Below are 19,242 nucleotides of genomic sequence, written 5' to 3'. Positions count from 1 at the left end.
GCCCAATCAGAAGTTGTCCGGAATTTTGGCCTTCGCCTTGGCCGCTTCACGGGAAATCAGCCCTTTCTGGAGCAGACGCTCGAGGCACTGATCAAGTGTCTGCATACCAATGGAACCACCGGTCTGGATCGATGAATACATCTGTGCAATCTTGTCTTCACGGATCAGGTTCCGGATCGCAGCCGTACCGATCATGATCTCGTGGGCCGCAATCCGGCCGCCCCCCATTTTTTTCATCAGCGTCTGGGAAATAACGGCCTGCAGGGATTCTGACAGCATCGAGCGGACCATGGACTTCTCTTCTGCCGGGAAGACATCCACCACCCGGTCAATGGTCTTCGCCGCTGAGGTCGTGTGCAGGGTGCCGAACACCAGGTGCCCGGTTTCCGCCGCTGTCAGCGCCAGACGAATGGTCTCAAGGTCACGAAGCTCACCAACCAGGATGATATCGGGATCTTCACGAAGCGCAGAACGCAGGGCTTCGTTGAACCCTAGGGTATCCCGGTGCACTTCCCGCTGGTTAACCAGGCACTTTTTGGAGTCATGGACGAATTCGATGGGGTCTTCGATGGTCAGGATGTGCTCGTAGCGGGTGTCATTGATATAGTCCATCATCGCCGCCAGCGTCGTGGACTTACCGGAGCCGGTTGGCCCTGTCACCAGAACCAGGCCCCTGGGAACCGACGCAATATCCTTGAAAACCTGGCCCATGCCCAGATCTTCCATAGTAAGAACCTTCGAAGGGATGGTCCGGAACACCGCACCCGCACCGCGGTTCTGGTTGAAGGCGTTAACACGGAAACGGGCAACACCCGGGACTTCGAAAGAGAAATCGGTTTCGAGGAACTCCTCAAAATCCTTGCGCTGCTTGTCGTTCATGATGTCGTAAATCAGCCCATGGACCTCTTTGTGTTCCATCGGCGGAAGATTGATCCGGCGAACATCACCATCAACACGAATCATGGGGGGAAGGCCAGCAGAAAGGTGCAAGTCAGACGCACCCTGTTTGGCCGAAAAGGCAAGCAGTTCAGTAATATCCATAGGGGTCCTCGGAAGGCGTTCTTCTTTTATCCTGGTGCGTCGGCCCGGCGGAGCTCTGAATCGGTTCACTTGGCATTTCAGCGACCTGCGGGTAACGTGTCACCGTACCAGCGACAGGACCGGACGTAGCATTTTCACACTATGAGCAGCATAGCAGACAACATCGGGAGCGTAACCCGACGCATACAAAAAGCAACATTGGATGCCGGACGGGCGCCGGATTCTGTGGGCCTGTTGGCAGTGAGCAAAACCCGCTCACCTGCTGACCTTCGCCAGGCCATTACTGCAGGCCAGAGAGCTTTTGGCGAAAACTACCTTCAGGAAGCTCTCGATAAAATCGAGGCTCTGCGGGAAATTCCCGATATTGAATGGCACTTTATTGGCCCCATCCAGTCCAATAAGACTCGCCAGATTGCCAACAGTTTTGCCTGGGTGCACAGCGTTGACCGTCTGAAGATAGCCCGGCGCCTCAGCGAACAGAGAGACCGCTCGTTACCGCCACTGAATATCTGCCTGCAGGTCAACGTAGATCGGGAAACCAGCAAATCCGGCTGTGACCTCGATGAGCTACCCGCGCTGACAAAGGCAATTGCCGAGCTGCCAGGGCTGAGTCTGCGGGGACTCATGGCCATTCCGGACCCGGCTCAGTCTGCCGACGAACTGCGGCTGAGCTTCCGCAAACTGGCAACAGCATTGAACGACCTGAAAACACGCTATCCCGACGCTGGCCCCCTGGACTCTCTCTCCATGGGCATGTCCGGTGATCTCGAACTGGCCATTGCCGAGGGCGCGACCTGGGTCCGCATAGGTACAGCCCTGTTCGGATCACGACCGGCCAAGAGCTGAATACCGCGGTTCCTGCTATGATCAGGACCGGACGTTTAACCGATCAACCGTTGGAGTGAACCTTGAGCACATCTCCCACCATTTCATTTATTGGCGCAGGCAATATGGCCAGCGCCATCATCGGCGGTATGTTGGACAGCGGCTACAAAGCAGCTGACATCTGGGTAAGCGCCCCGGATGACAGCCACCTGCAAGCCCTGCGTAACAAATTCGGGGTAAGCGTGACCACCGACAACCGGTATTGTGCACAGCAGGCCGACATGGTGGTGCTGGCCGTCAAACCGCAAGTCATGGCCGATGTGTGCCGCGACATTGCACCGGTAGCTCAGAACACCCGCCCGCTGATGGTTTCCATCGCAGCAGGGCTGACAGCTGATACCCTGGACGAATGGCTCGGAGGTGGCTTGCCTCTGGTGCGCGTCATGCCCAACACCCCGTCGCTGGTTGGCAAAGGCGCCGCAGGCCTGTTCGCCAACGGGCACGTCAAAGATCCGCAGAAAGCCATGGTCGAATCTGTCTTCAAGAGCATCGGTTCTGCCTTGTGGGTCGACGACGAAAATCTGCTGCATGGGGTGACGGCGCTGTCCGGCAGTGGTCCTGCCTATTTCTTCCTTATGCTTGAGGCCCTGGAAGCCGCCGCCACCGAATCCGGCATCGCCGCCGATACAGCCCGTCAGCTTGCTATCCAGACCATGGCGGGCGCCGCCGAGATGGCTGCGCGCAGCGAGCATGACCCGGCACAACTCAAGCGTAACGTTATGTCTCCTGGCGGAACCACAGAACGGGCAATCAACACCTTTGAGGAAGGCGGCCTGCGTGAACTCGTCAACAAGGCCTACAAAGCGGCCTTCAGGCGTTCCGAAGAAATGGCCCAAGAACTGGCTGGCAAACAGTAACCGATAACGGAGAAACGGCTTCATGCTGGCAGACATCCTGATTACGATCCTGCTGATCGCATCCACGTTTTACATGACCATTGTGCTGCTCCGCTTTCTGCTGCAGCTTGCCCGGGCTGACTTCTATAACCCGATCTCACAGTTTGTGGTCAAGGCCACCAACCCACCGCTACGCCCACTGCGCCGGTTCATTCCCGGCTGGGGCGGCATTGACGGTGCCTCTCTGGTCCTGGCCATCATCATTCAGGCCATTACATTCTTTCTGATCCTCATTGCCCTCAACGGCGGAATACCTGCCATTAACCCGATCACACTGCTGGTATGGGCAGTGCTGAATGTCCTCGACCTGATCGTAAAAATCTACTTCTGGTCTGTCATCGCTATCGTAGTGGTCAGCTGGATTGCGCCAGCCAGCGGGCATCCTGCCATCCAGTTGGTCGCCCAGATTACCGAACCCGTCATGCGCCCGGTCCGGAACATCATGCCGTCCATGGGTGGATTGGACCTGTCGCCGATCATAGTGTTCCTGATTCTGAATGTTGTTTCGGTGGTCATTGATCACATGAAACTCGCCGCCGGGCTGGGCTCCATCGGCCTAGGGATGTAACCCAGTTCACACGGATACACTCCGTAACAGTTTTCAGCAAAAACCAATATTGAAAGGCCGGGAGCTCAAGTCGTTGAACTCCCGGCCTTTTTCGTGAAATATCACCCTATCATCCTCAAGTTACTGTCGATTCAGCCGACTAACAAGATGAGGAAAGCAGCTAATATTACCCGGAATTAATCCGCCGCCCATGTGGACCTGATTGGTGCCCGGGCCAACCGGAAGTCGCGCAGAAGGATAACTCCGATGACCCCACAGGGAACTCTGTCGCAGCAGGTAGAGGCCTACCATAACTGGAAGAAAGAGCTGATCCGCCAGATTGGCCGGTATCGTCTATGGCTGCAGGACAACAACCTGTTTTCCGAAGACGTCAGCACCCGGATCCGGCACGGGCTGGAACTGCTTATCGAAGATGAGCTCACCATCGCATTCGTGGGTGAATACTCCCGCGGCAAGACTGAGCTGATCAACGCCCTGTTCTTCTCGGAATACGGTCAGCGCATGCTGCCTTCCCAGGCCGGACGGACCACCATGTGTCCGACCGAACTGTTCTTCGACCGAACCGCCAACGAGAACTACCTGCTGCTGTTGCCCATCGAGACCCGGACCGGCGATCTGTCTCTGCAACAACTCCGGAAACAACCTGAGCGCTGGGTCAAACACGACCTGGATGAGCGTGATCCGGAAGTCATGCGCGAAGTCCTGGCCGAGGTGGCGCGGGTCAAAAGCGTCACCCCGGATGAGGCCCGCAAGCTCGGCTTTGATGAAGCCATGCTTGAGCAGGACCGCAATAATCCGGGACAGGTACTGGTTCCGGCCTGGCGCAATGCCCAGATCAGTATCCGTCACCCCATGTTCGAGCGTGGCCTGAGGATTCTGGATACTCCGGGCCTCAACGCACTCGGTTCCGAGCCGGAACTGACCATCAGCATGTTGCCGCGGGCCCATGCCGTCATTTTCGTGCTCAGCGCCGATACCGGCGTCACCGCCAGCGATATGACCATCTGGAAAGAGCATATCGATACCGAGCACGCAGACCACCGTGCCGGCCGGTTTGCAGTACTTAACAAAATCGACGTCCTGTGGGATGACCTGCAAGGTGAAAAGCACACGCAGGACGCCATAGACCGTGTTCGCAATTACAGCGCGGGCCACCTTGGCATCCACCAGAAAGACGTTATTCCTCTTTCTGCCAAGCAGGGCCTTATTGCCCGGGTGCGTCAGGATGAAGCACTCTTCGATCGATCCAACATCGGCCACCTGGAAGAGCTCATCATCCAGCGCATCCTGATGCACAAAGAGCAGCTGATCACCCAGAGCCTGATCAACGACCTGCTGGGCATGCTCCAGAACAGCCAGGCAGCCATGCAGACTCGCCTGGAATCTCTCGAAGAGGAACTGAAAGCCTGTTCAGGCGCCACCCTCGACAAAGCGGCGCTGAGCCGCCTCGCCGACCGCGCCCAGCAGGATTACGATTTCTACTACAAGAAACTTATCACTTTGCGTTCCAGCCGACGCCTGATGGACTCCCAGGGCGATTTACTGAGGCAACTGGTCAGCGAGCAACGGTTTGAGGCACATGCTGAGAAAATTCGCAGAAGTATGTCGAAAAGCTGGACCACAGCGGGCATGAACCGCGCCATGGATCAGTTCTTCGAACTATTGGAAAGTGATCTGACCAACCTTCTCAGCGAAGGCCATCTGGCCGAGAAAATGGTCGGTGCGATTTATCGCCGATATAACGAAGATACCCGGGCACGCCATCTGGAGCCCATCCCTTTGCGGGCTGGCAGGCATGTCATTGCTATCCGGGAACTGCGCAAGAAGGCCCGGCGTTTCCGCATCAGCCCGAAAAACCTGCTGACAGAACAATCGGTTCTGGTTCGCCGGTTCTTCAACGTGATGGTCGGTGAAGCCCGCACCCTGCACTCACGGGTGCGCCGTGACGTGGACCGGTGGCCCAATGAGGCGCTGCTACCGATCATGCAATATTCCATGGAGCAGAAGCAGCTACTGGAGCATCAGATCCGCCGGCTGCGCGACATGGTCCGCAACGACCGGGATGGCCGAGCAGAAAGGGAGCGCCTGACCAACGCCATCAGCGACCTTCGCCGCCAGCTGGAACTGGCCGATGCCATGCACCGCCAGATCCGCAAACCAGCGCCCACCATGATCCAGCAGAAAGTCGTGAATATCTCCGGGGTCCTCTGACCCCGGAGATTCCCCAGAGACAGGCGGTTGCAGCCGTGGCGGCCCGGCTTTAAACTGCTGGGCTGGCAATGATCATGTCATTGCCGTTCCAGACACCTATGGACCGAATCAGGAACCTGTCGCGCCAATGCCCGATTCCCTGCCTGCGGATTCTGTCGGGATAGTTACCCCGCAGACCTATCATTTTGATACCCCTATCGATCTTGCCTGTGGCCAGTCGCTGCCGAGCTATGACCTGATGGTCGAGACGTATGGCGAACTCAACGCTGACGCCAGCAATGCGGTGCTGATTTGCCATGCCCTGAGCGGCCACCACCATGCCGCGGGCTTTCACTCCATGGAGGATCGTAAGCCCGGCTGGTGGGACAGCTGCATCGGCCCCGGAAAGCCCATCGACACCAACCGGTTCTTTGTCGTTGCCCTGAACAATCTTGGCGGCTGCCACGGCAGTACAGGCCCCAGCAGCATTAACCCGGCGACCGGAAAACAATATGGCCCGGACTTCCCGGTCATTACTGTGAGCGACTGGGTAAAAAGCCAGGCCCAACTGGCGGATCGGATGGGCATCGAAACCTGGGCTGCCGTGGTCGGAGGCTCCCTTGGTGGCATGCAGGCGCTGCAGTGGAGCCTGGATTATCCCGACCGCTTAAAGCATGCGGTGGTCATCGCCTCGACACCTCGCCTCACGGCCCAGAATATCGCCTTCAATGAAGTTGCCCGGCAAGCCATTACCAGCGACAGGGAGTTCTACGACGGTCGCTACTATGACCACAACATCGTTCCTCGCCGGGGGCTGATGCTGGCTCGCATGGTTGGACACATTACTTATCTGTCCGACGAATCCATGGGCGAGAAGTTCGGTCGCGAACTCAGGGACCAGGCGTACAAATTCGGTTACGACGCCGAGTTCCAGGTAGAAAGTTACCTTCGCTATCAGGGGGAGCGGTTTTCCGAATCCTTTGACGCCAACACCTACCTGCTGATGACCCGGGCCCTGGACTATTTCGATCCTGCCTATGACTATGGCGGGAACCTGTCCCGGGCACTCGCATCGGCCCGTTGCGAGTTCCTGGTATTGTCCTTCAGTACCGACTGGCGATTCGCTCCGGAGCGGTCGGAAGAAATGGTCAATGCCATGATCGCCGCCCGCCGAAAGGTCAGTTATGCCGAAATTGACGCCCCCTGGGGCCACGACGCCTTCCTGATTCCCACCCCGAGGTATACTGATATTTTGCATGCCTATATGGACCGGATTGGCAGGGAGGTAGGGGCATGAGACCAGACCTCGATATCATCCAGCAGTGGATCAGCAAGGGGCACCACGTGCTCGACCTCGGGTGTGGTGATGGAACCCTGCTCGATTACCTGCAGCGGGAGCGTGGCGCCAGCGGTTTCGGTCTTGAGATCAATCCTGAGCACATAACCACCTGCATGAGTCGCGGCGTTGCCGTTATTGAACAGAACTTGGACACTCAGGGGCTGGGCAACTTCGATGACGGCAGCTTCGATGTGGTTCTGATGACCCAGGCTCTTCAGGCGGTGCGCCGCCCTGACAAAGTGCTCGACGAAATGCTACGGGTCGGTCGCGAGGGCATTGTGACCTTCCCCAACTTTGCCCACTGGCGCCTGCGCTGGGGGCTGGCTCTCAGTGGACGCATGCCCGAATCCGACGCATTGCCGTATAAGTGGTACAACACGCCGAACATCCGGCTATGTACTTTCAAGGACTTCGAAGCGCTGTGCCGTCAAAAAGGCATACGCATCACTAGCCGAAGGGTTGTCGATGGGCAGCACCAGAACAGCTGGTTAGCGCGCCTGTGGCCAAACCTTCTGGGCGAAATTGCGATCTATCGGATCACAAGGGAGAACACGCTATGAGCATTCAAACCTTGAAACAGGCTTGCCTGATGGTCGTCACACTGGTGGCATTGCTGACCGCCAGCCTGCAGGCTCAGGCCGCTGGCAATAAGGATTTCGGGGACTACCAGGTGCACTGGAGCGTTCTGCCCAGCACATTCCTGGCACCAGAGGTGGCCAAAGCCAATAACCTGCAACGCAGCAAAGGCATTGGCATCATCAACATTGCCATCATGAAAGAGGGTGACAAGGGCCAGCTGATGCCTGTCACCGGCCAGGTGGAAGGCCAGGTGTCCAATGACATCCAACAGGTTAAATTCCTTGCCTTCCGCCGGATACAGGAAGGCGATGCCGTCTACTTTATTGCCGAATACCAGTACGCCTCCGGCGAGCTGATGACCTTCAACGTAACCGCCAGACCGTCAGGTTACTCGCAGGATCTGCCGGTTCGCTTTGCACACACCCTGTTTAGTGATTAATTCTGATATGAGTGAACAACTGGTCATTGCCAGCAACAACAAGGGTAAGATTGCGGAGCTTACCGAGCTTCTGGCGCCTCTCGGGATGACGCCTGTGGCCCAAGGAGAGCTGGGGGTTGGCGAAGCCGAAGAGCCCGCCGTTACCTTTGTCGAAAACGCCATCCTCAAGGCACGACATGCCGCCCGGGAAACCGGCCTGCCAGCCCTTGCCGATGACAGTGGCCTTGCCGTCGACGCCCTGGGGGGAAAACCCGGCGTGCGCTCGGCCCGCTTTGCTGGCCCGGATGCCAGTGATCAGGACAACATTGATGCCCTGCTGGAAGCCATGAAGAATGTTCCGGACGCCCAGCGAACAGCCCAGTTCCATTGCGTTCTGGTGTACCTCCGGCATGCGGACGACCCGACACCGGTCATCTGCCACGGCCGTTGGCCCGGCCATATTCTGAACGAGCCCCGGGGCGAAGGCGGTTTCGGCTATGACCCGGTATTTCTGGTACCCGGATACGACTGTAGCGCTGCGGAACTGAGCCGATCGGAAAAAAGCCGCATCAGCCATCGTGGCCGCGCCCTCTCCCTGCTGATGGACCAGCTCGGGACCGGAGCCTGAGCCGGTGACACCCCCCTCTGCAGAGGCGGTATGCCCGCCACTGAGCCTCTACATCCATGTGCCCTGGTGCGTTCGCAAGTGCCCATACTGCGACTTCAACTCCCACGCCATTAAACAGGACATTCCCGAGGAGCGTTATCTCAAGGCGCTACTGGAAGATCTGGATGAAGACCTGTCCTTTGCCAGTGACAGAAGCATTCAGACCATCTTCATCGGCGGTGGTACCCCATCGCTTATGTCAGGGCCGTTTTACCAGAACCTGTTTAACGAGCTGAAGAAACGACTGGCACTGTCCCCGGATGCAGAGATCACACTGGAGGCCAATCCGGGTACTCTCGAGGAGGGTCGATTCGAGGCCTTCCGGGCAGCAGGTATCAACCGGCTGTCCATCGGAGTTCAAAGTTTCAATCCTGTACATCTGACGGAACTTGGCCGGATTCACGACCGGGAATCTGCTCACCGTGCCATCGAGGCCGCCCGCGAGGCGGGTTTTGATAATTTCAATATTGATCTGATGCACGGGCTTCCGGGGCAAAGTGTCGAGGATGCTTTGTCCGACCTCCGGTTGGCTCTTGAGCACAACCCTCCGCATCTGTCCTGGTACCAACTCACTCTCGAACCAAACACCGAATTCTACAGCCGCCCTCCGACACTGCCTGACGACGACCAGCTTTGGGAGATCTATCAGCAAGGGTCTGCATTTCTCAGACAACACGGCTTTGAGGATTACGAAGTGTCGGCCTGGAGCCAACCCGGTAAGGAATCGCGGCACAATCTGAATTACTGGACCTTCGGTGACTATCTGGCACTGGGCGCCGGCGCGCACGGTAAGATCAGCCTGCAAGATGGAACCATCCGCCGTTACTGGAAAACCCGGCAACCCGATGCCTATCTGAACCGGATTGGCAGCCGGACGGCAGGCAACGAAGAGATAGACTGGTCAGAACGCCCCCTGGAGTTCCTGATGAATGCCCTAAGGCTGTCCCGGGGTACCAGTGAAGAACTGTTTGAAGAACGTACAGGTTTACCCCTGTCGTCCATTGCGGTAAAACTTGAACAACTGCGTGAGGAAAAGCTTCTGGATAGGCACCGGATCCAAGCCACCGAGTTGGGCCACCGGTATCTCAACAGTCTGTTGGAGCGCTTTCTTTGATGGATTCAGAACAGGAACGTACAGCCTTGCCCAATAGCCTGAAAGCCGGCCTTCTCTCAGCCGTTGCACTGTTCACTACACTGCTTGTGATCAACCAGCCATTGCTGACAGGAAGCGCACCTCAAGGGATCATCAGCTTCCAATTGGCTGGAAACGCAGATCAGGCTACTGCAATCCTCCAAAGCTGGGGGCCTGAGGGCAGTTTCTGGGCCCGGGTGTCGCTATGGGTGGATTTCCTCTTTGTGCCCGCCTACGTGCTCAGCATGATTTTGCTGACACGCCACTTGATGCGGGACCGGCCCGGAGTTCGTGAACGGATGGTCGCTCGCTGGATCCGAGCCCTGTTTATTACAGCCGGGTTGAGCGATGTGGCGGAAAACGTCCTGTTGCTGAACAACTTTGACGCCCCCACTGATCTGGTCAGTCTGAGCGCCACCGTCTGCGCACTGATCAAATTTACCGGCCTCACCCTCGGTACCGCCGGCCTGGTGATCATTCGCGCCGCGCGCCGCCATCCGCTGCCCCATAGCTGAAGATTACTCCCGCAGACTCGGGCAGCGACTGACTCGCAGACAACGGGATCAGTTTGTACGGTTGAACAGTAAATCCCAGACGCCGTGTCCCAGGCGCTCGCCCCGCTTCTCAAACTTGGTGACCGGGCGGTGATCAGGCCGGGGAGAATACCCTCCATCCTGCCGGCTGTTGGCAAAACCTTCCGCATCGTTCATCACTTCCATCATGTGCTCCGCGTAATTCTCCCAGTCCGTGGCCAGGTGAAGCACACCACCAACACGAAGTTTGTGGCGGATACGCTGAACAAACGCAGCCTGGATCAGCCGGCGTTTGTGATGCTTTTTCTTGTGCCAGGGATCCGGGAAGAACACCATCACCCTGTCCAGACAGGCCTCGGGAAGACACAGGTCAATCACATCGTTGGCATCGATGTTGTACACCCTGACATTTTCGAGCCCGCGATCCTCAACCTCCTTCAGCAGCGACCCTACCCCCGGAAGGTGCACTTCGACACCGATAAAATCCTGTTCGGGAGCCGCTTCCGCCATTTCAGCCAGGGATTTACCCATGCCAAAACCGATTTCCAGGTTGAGCATGGCTTCCCGGCCAAAGACTTCACGGGGATCAATCATGCCCTGTTCACGGGTCAGGCCATATTTCGGCCAGCTCCGCTCGAAGGCCCTCTTCTGCCCTTCGGTCATGCGCCCCTGGCGCAACACAAAGCTACGGATGCCTCTCCGGGTGGTTACCGGAGAGTTCTCGGAGCGCTCATTGGTATCTTGCGGTCCGTTCTGGTCGGTCATCTGTCATCCTCAACCGCAGGCTGCGGGATATGGTTAGCGGAAATTGCACGACAGTTTACCAGAGTCGGCGGATTCAGGAGGACACCATGGGGCTGTGAGACTGCTTCCGGTCCAACTGGCGATAGCCAAGCGCCTCCATCAGGTGCTGAGACGTTATTGCCTCAACGCCCTGCAAGTCTGCCAACGTTCGTGCTACCCGGAGTATCCGGTGCAGGGCACGGGCAGAAAGGCCCAATTTATCCATGGCTCCGGACAACAGTCGCTCGCTTTGCTCATCGAGGCGACAGGCCTTGTGCAGACTTTGTCCTGCCAACAACGTATTGACCTGCCCACGCGCCGCCTGGCGCTCCCTGGCGTCAGCCACCCGTGCTCTGACAACTGCACTGGAATCACCATCACCGCCGGCCTTAACCAGAAGATCGCCAGTCTGGACCGGCACTTCCACATGGAGATCAAACCGGTCCAGCAACGGGCCGGAAACCCTGGAGCGATAGCGCATGACCTGCTGCGGCGTGCACTGACACTCGATTGATGGGTGCCCACTGTAGCCACAGGGGCATGGGTTCATCGCACCAATGACCTGAAACTGTGCAGGGAAGGATACCTGCCGGGCAGCACGGCTGATCGCGATCTCCCCGGTTTCCATCGGCTCGCGCAGAACTTCCAGTACCCGACGCTCGAACTCTGGCAACTCATCGAGAAACAGTACGCCACGATGAGCCAGGGAGATCTCTCCCGGCCTCGGACTGCTACCTCCTCCAACCATGGCAACAGCAGACGCTGTATGGTGGGGCGCACGAAACGGAGGCCTCCGCCATTGGCCATCCCGTACCGGCAGGCCGGCCACCGAATGTACGCTGGCCACCTCCATTGCCGCATCATCGTCCAGTTCCGGAAGAATCCCGGGCAACCGGCTCGCCAACATACTTTTACCGGTACCCGGAGGACCAAAAAACAACAGATTGTGACCGCCTGCCGCAGCTACTTCCAGGGCTCGTCTTGGCACCTTCTGCCCCCGGACATCTGCGAGATCAGGCACTGCCTCCAGACCATCAGCCCTGGATTCAGGTGACAACTGCTCAATCGGCACAATTCGGGCGCGGGCACTCAAATGCTCGCAGACCGTCAGCAAATGGCCAGCAGCAAAAACATCATTCCGGCTGGCCAGCGCCGCTTCCGACGCATTGCTCTGGGGCACCAACAACTGACGCCCTTCCGACCGGGCCGCCAGAACCGCGGGCAGGATGCCTCTCAGGGAACGCAGTGCACCATCAAGGGACAATTCCCCGACAAATTCATACTGGGCCAGGCTTTCACCCGGAATCTGCCCCGAGGCGGCGAGAATGCCCAGTGCTATAGGCAAATCAAAGCGACCACCTTCCTTGGGAAGATCCGCAGGAGCGAGATTGATGGTTATCCGGCGGGCGGGGAACTCGAAGCCGCTGTTAAGCAAGGCACTGCGAACCCGCTCCTTGCTTTCACGAACGCCGGTTTCCGGCAATCCAACAATGGACAGGGCGGGAAGTCCGCCCGAGAGATGCACTTCGACAGTCACCGCCGGTGCGGACACGCCTATGCTGGCGCGAGAATGGACAATGGCAAGCATGACGACCTTCCATGGTAAGACAAACTACGCTTTCACCGAGCCATGCATCCTGCCGGCCCGGCCATTCAGAAATCAGGATTCCAGAGATTTTTCGAGAGCTTGTACCCTTTTTTCCAGCGCTTCCACTTTTTCCCGGGTCTTCATCAACACCGCTTGTTGGGCATCGAATTCCTCCCGCGTGACCAGTTCAAGCCTGGACAATACAGACATGACAGCCGCACGGGCCTGGGTCTCGAAATCTTCCCGGGCAGCCCGGGCCATATCTGGAACAAACTGGCCGAACTGGCCCTGCAACTGGGCAAAAATATCCTGCGGACCTTTCACGCTACACCTCACTGGCTCAAAATTTGGCCGGTTTAGACCAAAGACAGGGCCTGATACCGGTTTGCGGGAGTGTATCACACCCAAGGCCCTGCCATACTGTAGGCAGTCGGCAGTATAATGACCGGCGCGCCCGGCTGGTGCAGCTGCTCTGGTTTGGAACACTCTTGGGCGCAACGCCCTTTTTTGGTGCGCATATTTGCGCCAATCTGGGACACGAAACTTGTAACATATTGTTTTTAAATTATTTTTTTGCGTTGGCACACCCGATGCTAAAGCCTACGTACGCAATCCGCACAATTGGTGTGCGTGGTAGCAGCATCCCGAACTCAACAACCGGCCGACGGGCCCTCACTGTTGGGACGGCTTTACCAAGGAGAAAGCAATGAAACTTGTGACAGCGATCATCAAGCCTTTCAAATTGGATGATGTCCGTGAGGCACTATCCGAGATTGGCGTTCAAGGCGTGACCGTCACTGAAGTCAAAGGCTTCGGTCGGCAGAAAGGTCATACAGAACTTTACCGTGGCGCGGAATACGTTGTGGACTTCCTGCCCAAGGTCAAAGTGGAAGTCGCCATTGGCGACAACCTGCTTGACCAGGTCATCGAGTCCATCACCAAAGCAGCCAACACCGGCAAGATCGGTGACGGCAAGATCTTCGTGACTGAACTGGAACAAGCCATCCGTATCCGGACCGGCGAAACTGGCGAAGAAGCGGTTTGATCCGACTCTGATCATCACCCAGCCAACGCAAAAAACTTAATAACCTGACGAGCCTGGTGCGGAGGGCTTCAAATGGAAAGCAATATTTTTCACCTGCAGTACGCCATAGACACCTTTTATTTTCTGGTGTGTGGTGCATTAGTAATGTGGATGGCAGCTGGCTTTGCCATGCTGGAATCCGGCCTGGTGCGTGCTAAAAACACCACCGAGATCCTGACCAAGAACGTGGCATTGTTTGCCATTTCCTGCATCATGTACCTGGTGTGCGGTTACGCCATCATGTACGGCGGAAACGTGTTCCTCTCCGGCATTGCTGACGTAGATGTTGCCAGCACTCTGGGAGATTTCGCCGCCCGTGAAGACGGCTTCGAGGGTGGTTCCATCTACTCCGGCGCATCTGACTTCTTCTTCCAGGTTGTCTTCGTTGCAACCGCTATGTCCATCGTATCCGGCGCTGTCGCCGAACGTATGAAGCTTTGGACATTCCTGATCTTCGCAGTCGTTATGACTGGTTTCATCTATCCGATGGAAGGTGCATGGACCTGGGGCGGTGCTTCTGTCTTCGGCATGTACACTCTGGGCGACCTCGGCTTCAGTGACTTCGCAGGTTCCGGTATCGTTCACATGGCTGGTGCCGCTGCTGCTCTGGCTGGTGTTCTGCTGCTGGGTGCCCGTAAAGGTAAATACGGTCCGAATGGCGAAATCCGCGCCTTCCCGGGTGCAAACCTGCCGCTGGCCACCCTCGGTACCTTCATCCTGTGGATGGGCTGGTTCGGCTTCAACGGTGGTTCTGTCCTGAAACTGGGCGACATCGCCAGCGCCAACTCTGTGGCCATGGTCTTCCTGAACACCAACACCGCAGCTGCCGGTGGTGCAATCGCTGCCCTGCTGACTGGTCGTCTGATGTTCGGCAAAGCTGACCTGACCATGCTGCTGAACGGTGCCCTGGCTGGCCTGGTTGTGATCACTGCCGAGCCTTCAACCCCGAGCGCTCTGACTTCAACCATCTTTGGCGCCTTCGGCGGCATCCTGGTTGTCCTGAGCATCGTCACCATGGACAAGCTGCGCATTGACGATCCTGTCGGCGCCATCTCCGTTCACGGTGTGTGTGGTCTGCTGGGTCTGCTGCTGGTACCGGTTACCAACGACGGCGTCAGCTTCTCCGGTCAGATCGTCGGTGCTATCACTATCTTCGTATGGGTATTCGTTGCCAGCCTCGTAGTCTGGGGCATCCTGAAGGCTGTTATGGGTCTGCGGGTCAGCGAAGAAGAAGAGTACGAAGGTGTGGATCTGTCCGAGTGTGGTATGGAAGCCTACCCGGAGTTTGTCAGCAGCAAGTAAGCAACGCTGACATCCAATACCAAAAGGGCGCCCCAGGGCGCCCTTTTCATTGGTCAGCAATTAGCGCGGAAGCATGTGACGATCAGCCTTCGCCGGGCACAACCACATCCTCCAGGGCATCAACCATGAACTGGGGCATTGCGAGGGCTCCGTGATGAATACCCGCGTTGTAGTAACGGGTGACAAACGGCCTGTCGTTCACATCCTCTTCACGGAAATAGCGTACCGGATTCTCCTTGCTTGCCATGGTGCAGCTCCACCACCCTGTCGGATACACTGGCTGCGGGAAAGGCAGGGTCTGGATATGGTCGAAACCTGCTTTCTTCATGTCCTCATGGATATCGCGGATGATGGTGTCGGTATGCAGCAGCGGAGACTCGCTCTGCTGGACAATAATGCCGCCTTCCCGAAGAGCCAGCATCGCATCACGGTAGAAATCCAGAGCAAACAGGCCTTCGGCCGGTCCCACCGGATCGGTGCTGTCAATGATGATGATGTCGACACTTCCGGGCTCGATATCTCTCATCCACTGGATGCCATCGCCAAAGAAGAAGTTGGCCCTGGGGTCGCCATTGGATTCACACAGCTCCGGAAAATATTTTTCCGACATCCGGGTAACACGCTCGTCTATCTCTACCTGCCAGGCCTCCTCAACACCGGGGTGTTTCAGGACCTCTTTCAGGGTACCGCAGTCGCCACCGCCGACGATCACGACCTTTTTCGGATCCTTATGGGTAAACAGTGCCGGATGGGTCATCATTTCGTGGTAAAGAAAGTTGTCCCGGCTGGTTAACATGACGCAACCGTCCAGTACCATCAGGTTGCCGAAGGTCTCAGTTTCATAGATTTCCAGCTTCTGGAACGGTGTCTGTTCTTCGTGCAGCTTCTGTTTGACCTGCAGGGAAAATGCGGTGCCCTGGTCCTGGAATACCTCGGTAAACCATCCATCATTTAACGCTGTCATGTGTTTCCTCCCGCTCTGCGCCATGGGCTATGTTAGAAGGTGCGTATTGTAGGGCCGGGTGCCCGGCAGCAGAAGTCTTTATCTTCACCGGAATACAGGTATTTTCCGTATCCGGTGCTTTCCGCCAGCAAGGGTTGGTCCTACAATGGCGCCCATATTTCCGGCACCCGTCCGGCCCGGTTTCCTGACAGGATAGCAAGCATGAGCGATGCCAGCGGAACTCCCGCCAACAAGGTCTATAACATTGCGCAATGGAGCGATGGCTATATCGGCGTAAACGAAGCCGGCGAAGTGATGATCCGGCCAGACCGGGGGCTCTCTCCGGCCCGGATCAACCTGCCTGAGCTTTGCGACACAGTGGCCGAGTCCGGCGTGCAGCTACCGGTGCTGATCCGTTTCACCGATATTCTCCATGACCGCGTGAACACGCTGTGCAACGCCTTCAACAAGGTGGCCTCCGAGCAGGGGTACAACGGCCAGTACACCGCAGTGTATCCGATCAAGGTAAACCAGCAACGCCGCGTCGTGGAGGAACTGATCAGCGCTGAACCTGCAGCGAGCAAAGGTCAGATCGGACTTGAAGCCGGCAGCAAGCCCGAACTCATGGCTGTCCTGGCCATGTCACCGCGATCTGGCTCAATCATCGTCTGTAACGGTTACAAGGACCGTGAGTATATCCGGCTGGCACTCATCGGCCAGAAGCTGGGGCACCGGGTATTCATTGTAGTGGAGAAGCAGTCCGAACTGCCGCTCATTCTGAAAGAAGCGGAAAATCTGGACGTCGAACCATTGATTGGCGTGCGCGCCCGTCTGGCAAGTATTGGCAAGGGTAACTGGCAGAATACCGGTGGGGAGAAGTCGAAGTTTGGCCTGTCCGCCTCCCAGGTTCTCGATGTGGTTCAGACCCTTCGTGATGCAAATGCTCTGTCCGCCCTGCAGTTGTTGCATTTTCATCTGGGATCACAGATTGCCAACATCCGGGACATCCAGACCGGGCTCAGGGAGTGCGCCCGTTTCTATAGCGAACTGAGGCAGATGGGTGCTCCCGTGGGAACCGTCGATATCGGGGGTGGCTTGGGTGTGGACTACGAAGGCACCCGTTCCCGCAGCAGCTGTTCCATGAACTATAGTGTCCATGAATATGCCTACAACGTTGTTCACATTCTGCAATCCGAGTGTGATCGCAACGACATCCCGCACCCGAACCTGATCAGTGAATCCGGAAGGGCTCTGACCGCACATCATTCTGTGCTGGTGACCAATGTCATTGACCGGGAAACGCCGGATAACCGGCAGCCTTCTGAACCAGAGACTTCCGCTCCGGCCCCGTTGTTGGATTTGTGGCGCGACCTGAACAGCCTGGAAGACAGCAATACACCGCGTTCGCTGGCGGAAATCTATCATGATGTGTTACACGCCATGACCGACGTCCATGCCCAGTTTACCCATGGCTTACTGTCGCTGAGTGAGCGAGCCAACGCAGAGACCATCTACACTCGTTGCTGCAGGCTCATTCGGGGATTGCTCGACCCTGCCAACCGTGCACACAGGGAAATCCTGGACGAGCTCAACGAAAAGCTCGCCGAGAAGCTGTTTGTGAACTTTTCCCTGTTCCAGTCCCTGCCAGATGTCTGGGGCATCGACCAGATTTTCCCGGTGATGCCCATCAATGGCCTGAACCGACCACTCAATCGCCGGGTGGTTATCCAGGACATCACCTGCGATTCCGACGGTCGCATTGATCAATACGTGGATGGCCAGGGCATGGAAACAACACTGCCAATGCCCGGTGATGAGGTAGGAGAACCTCTGCTCATGGGCTTTTTCATGACCGGCGCCTATCAGGAAATCCTGGGCGACATGCACAACCTGTTCGGGGATACCCATTCCGTAGATGTACGCCTGACGGATAATGGCAGCTACACCATCAGCCCGCCGGTCGTCGGTGACACCGTCTCCAAGGTACTGCGCTATGTCAACTTTGAGCCGGAGGCACTGCTGGATGCGTACTGCCGCAAGTTCGCACAGAGCGGGCTGCCTGAAACCCTGCAGTCAGAACTGCTGGCAGAACTTGCAGCCGGACTGGAAGGGTACACCTACCTGGAAGAGTGACCTTTCCGCGCGTGCTCCTGGCGCCAGCTGCTGGGAGCCTGCCCTTCCCATTTCCGGAAAGCCCGTCCGAAATTGGACGGGTCGCTGTACCCCAGTTGCTCCGCAATCACATCAATGGCCAGATCAGAACGCTTCAACAACTCCAGTGCTCTCCGGTGGCGAATATCATCCTGCAGGGCCTGAAAGCGAACCCCCTCGGCGGATAGCTGGCGTCGCAAGGTACGGGCGGAGAGATGCATCTGCCCGGCCACGTCGTCCAGTCCGGGCAGACGACCATCCCGTGCCGATTCGAGCAGTCGGGTTACTCGCCCGGCTACCGTGCTTGCTGCGTCGATGGATCGCATTTCCTCTTCACACTGGGCCTCGGCCAGTCGTCGGGTGACGGGATTGGAGAGTGAAATCGGAAGGCTCAGGAAGGACTTGCTGAATCTGAGCTGATTCACACCGCGATCAAACTCCACATCTTCGCCAAACAAAGCCCGATAGGCCGTCAGATCCGCGGGGGCTCCATAATCCAGCAGCAGCCGGCCACCAGACACCAACTGATCGCCAAACAGCAAAAGATTCACATCCATCAGCGAGGCCATCACCACCTCGATATTGAAACGATACAGGTCTTCCAGGCCATGCTGCAGATCCAGTTGCAATACCGCATCATCGCCGTCGATGAAGAACGACAGCTCCATGTAGACAAAGCGGATCCGGAAGTACTTGATCAGCACGAACAGCGCTTCTTCCAGGTTGTCGCAACTGATAGCAGCCTGAGACAGCGAACCGTGGGTGGTAAATTTCAGGCGCCGACCATACTCCAGGCCCAGGGTCACCTGGTCGCAGTGCAGAATCGCCTGCCGGCACAACAGGGTGAACTGATCGACAGTAATGAAGTTATCAGGATGGCCGAGCATGGAAGGACGAATACCCGCTGCAGACAGCAACGCTGATCGCGGTACATCCATGTCCTCTGACAGCTCGCAGAGTATGTCTGCGTAGTGTGCCCGGATAACGGGCAGACTACCGGTAAAGCCTGGGGCATTCATAACGTCCTACTGCTCCGGAGTCCGTTCTGTTGCTCAGACTAGACTGTGATGGCTCCGCCGGCAATTACTATCGGGACGGAGCATGGTCGGCACTGATGTCAGCAGGCAGCAGTGATCCACCCCG

General features: G+C 57.2%; 19 protein-coding genes. 13 read left to right on the top strand and 6 right to left on the bottom strand.

Annotated features, from left to right (window positions below):
• Positions 1-6: 6 nt before the first annotated feature.
• Positions 7-1,041, bottom strand: a complete 1,035-nt coding sequence (locus FWJ25_RS14680; protein ID WP_149601005.1) for a type IV pilus twitching motility protein PilT — start codon at positions 1,039-1,041, stop codon at positions 7-9.
• Between the two features lie 141 nt (positions 1,042-1,182).
• Here FWJ25_RS14680 and FWJ25_RS14675 point away from each other — a divergent pair, with 141 nt between their 5' ends.
• The 10 genes from FWJ25_RS14675 to FWJ25_RS14630 all read left to right on the top strand — a co-directional run bounded on the left by FWJ25_RS14675 (position 1,183) and on the right by FWJ25_RS14630 (position 10,230).
• On the top strand, positions 1,183-1,887 hold the full coding sequence (locus FWJ25_RS14675; protein WP_149601004.1) for a YggS family pyridoxal phosphate-dependent enzyme: 705 nt from the start codon (positions 1,183-1,185) through the stop codon (positions 1,885-1,887).
• Positions 1,888-1,949: 62 nt separating this feature from the next.
• The gene (gene proC, locus FWJ25_RS14670) at positions 1,950-2,783 is read left to right on the top strand and encodes a pyrroline-5-carboxylate reductase (RefSeq protein ID WP_149601003.1); all 834 of its coding nucleotides are present in this window, start codon (positions 1,950-1,952) and stop codon (positions 2,781-2,783) included.
• A 22-nt stretch (positions 2,784-2,805) separates the two neighbouring features.
• Positions 2,806-3,390, top strand: a complete 585-nt coding sequence (locus FWJ25_RS14665) for a YggT family protein (RefSeq protein ID WP_149601002.1) — start codon at positions 2,806-2,808, stop codon at positions 3,388-3,390.
• Positions 3,391-3,636: 246 nt separating this feature from the next.
• Complete coding sequence (locus FWJ25_RS14660; RefSeq protein WP_149601001.1) at positions 3,637-5,601, top strand: dynamin family protein; 1,965 nt, start codon at positions 3,637-3,639, stop codon at positions 5,599-5,601.
• Between the two features lie 127 nt (positions 5,602-5,728).
• Positions 5,729-6,877, top strand: a complete 1,149-nt coding sequence (gene metX, locus FWJ25_RS14655; RefSeq protein WP_149601000.1) for a homoserine O-succinyltransferase MetX — start codon at positions 5,729-5,731, stop codon at positions 6,875-6,877.
• The gene (metW, locus tag FWJ25_RS14650; protein WP_149600999.1) at positions 6,874-7,479 is read left to right on the top strand and encodes a methionine biosynthesis protein MetW; all 606 of its coding nucleotides are present in this window, start codon (positions 6,874-6,876) and stop codon (positions 7,477-7,479) included. The genes metX and metW overlap by 4 nt, the downstream gene beginning before the upstream one ends.
• Positions 7,480-7,508: 29 nt before the next feature.
• Positions 7,509-7,937: a DUF4426 domain-containing protein gene (locus tag FWJ25_RS14645; RefSeq protein WP_246166853.1), complete on the top strand. Its 429-nt coding sequence runs from the start codon at positions 7,509-7,511 to the stop codon at positions 7,935-7,937.
• Positions 7,938-7,944: 7 nt separating this feature from the next.
• A complete protein-coding gene (gene rdgB, locus FWJ25_RS14640) occupies positions 7,945-8,544 on the top strand; it encodes an RdgB/HAM1 family non-canonical purine NTP pyrophosphatase (protein ID WP_149600997.1) in 600 nt (199 codons plus the stop codon).
• 4 nt (positions 8,545-8,548) lie between these two features.
• Entirely contained in the window at positions 8,549-9,697 is a 1,149-nt protein-coding gene (gene hemW, locus FWJ25_RS14635) for a radical SAM family heme chaperone HemW (protein WP_246166848.1), read from the top strand.
• Positions 9,697-10,230 (top strand): hypothetical protein, encoded by a 534-nt coding sequence (locus tag FWJ25_RS14630; protein WP_149600996.1) that lies wholly within the window; start codon positions 9,697-9,699, stop codon positions 10,228-10,230. The genes hemW and FWJ25_RS14630 overlap by 1 nt, the downstream gene beginning before the upstream one ends.
• 48 nt (positions 10,231-10,278) lie before the next feature.
• On the opposite strand, the gene trmB is transcribed toward FWJ25_RS14630, so the two are convergent.
• The 3 genes from trmB to FWJ25_RS14615 all read right to left on the bottom strand — a co-directional run bounded on the left by trmB (position 10,279) and on the right by FWJ25_RS14615 (position 12,943).
• Positions 10,279-11,013 (bottom strand): tRNA (guanosine(46)-N7)-methyltransferase TrmB, encoded by a 735-nt coding sequence (gene trmB / locus FWJ25_RS14625; RefSeq protein ID WP_149600995.1) that lies wholly within the window; start codon positions 11,011-11,013, stop codon positions 10,279-10,281.
• 73 nt (positions 11,014-11,086) lie between these two features.
• The gene (locus tag FWJ25_RS14620) at positions 11,087-12,619 is read right to left on the bottom strand and encodes a YifB family Mg chelatase-like AAA ATPase (RefSeq protein WP_149600994.1); all 1,533 of its coding nucleotides are present in this window, start codon (positions 12,617-12,619) and stop codon (positions 11,087-11,089) included.
• Positions 12,620-12,691: 72 nt separating this feature from the next.
• Positions 12,692-12,943 (bottom strand): accessory factor UbiK family protein, encoded by a 252-nt coding sequence (locus FWJ25_RS14615; protein ID WP_149600993.1) that lies wholly within the window; start codon positions 12,941-12,943, stop codon positions 12,692-12,694.
• Between the two features lie 382 nt (positions 12,944-13,325).
• On the opposite strand from FWJ25_RS14615, the gene glnK reads away from it, so the two are divergent.
• Positions 13,326-13,664: a P-II family nitrogen regulator gene (gene glnK, locus FWJ25_RS14610; RefSeq protein ID WP_004578958.1), complete on the top strand. Its 339-nt coding sequence runs from the start codon at positions 13,326-13,328 to the stop codon at positions 13,662-13,664.
• Positions 13,665-13,736: 72 nt separating this feature from the next.
• A complete protein-coding gene (locus tag FWJ25_RS14605; protein ID WP_149600992.1) occupies positions 13,737-15,005 on the top strand; it encodes an ammonium transporter in 1,269 nt (422 codons plus the stop codon).
• A gap of 82 nt (positions 15,006-15,087) precedes the next feature.
• Here the strand turns inward: FWJ25_RS14605 and speE are convergent, their stop codons facing one another.
• A complete protein-coding gene (gene speE / locus FWJ25_RS14600) occupies positions 15,088-15,969 on the bottom strand; it encodes a polyamine aminopropyltransferase (RefSeq protein WP_149600991.1) in 882 nt (293 codons plus the stop codon).
• A gap of 201 nt (positions 15,970-16,170) precedes the next feature.
• Here speE and speA point away from each other — a divergent pair, with 201 nt between their 5' ends.
• On the top strand, positions 16,171-18,081 hold the full coding sequence (gene speA / locus FWJ25_RS14595) for a biosynthetic arginine decarboxylase (RefSeq protein ID WP_149600990.1): 1,911 nt from the start codon (positions 16,171-16,173) through the stop codon (positions 18,079-18,081).
• Here the strand turns inward: speA and FWJ25_RS14590 are convergent.
• A complete protein-coding gene (locus tag FWJ25_RS14590) occupies positions 18,066-19,118 on the bottom strand; it encodes an AraC family transcriptional regulator (RefSeq protein ID WP_149600989.1) in 1,053 nt (350 codons plus the stop codon). The genes speA and FWJ25_RS14590 overlap by 16 nt on opposite strands.
• Positions 19,119-19,242 lie beyond the last annotated feature (124 nt).

Source organism: Marinobacter salinexigens (assembly GCF_008370345.1).
In the GTDB taxonomy this organism is placed as follows: Bacteria; Pseudomonadota; Gammaproteobacteria; order Pseudomonadales; family Oleiphilaceae; genus Marinobacter; species Marinobacter salinexigens.
Note: the sequence above shows the minus strand (reverse complement) of the source record. Positions and strands in the feature narration are given on the sequence as shown.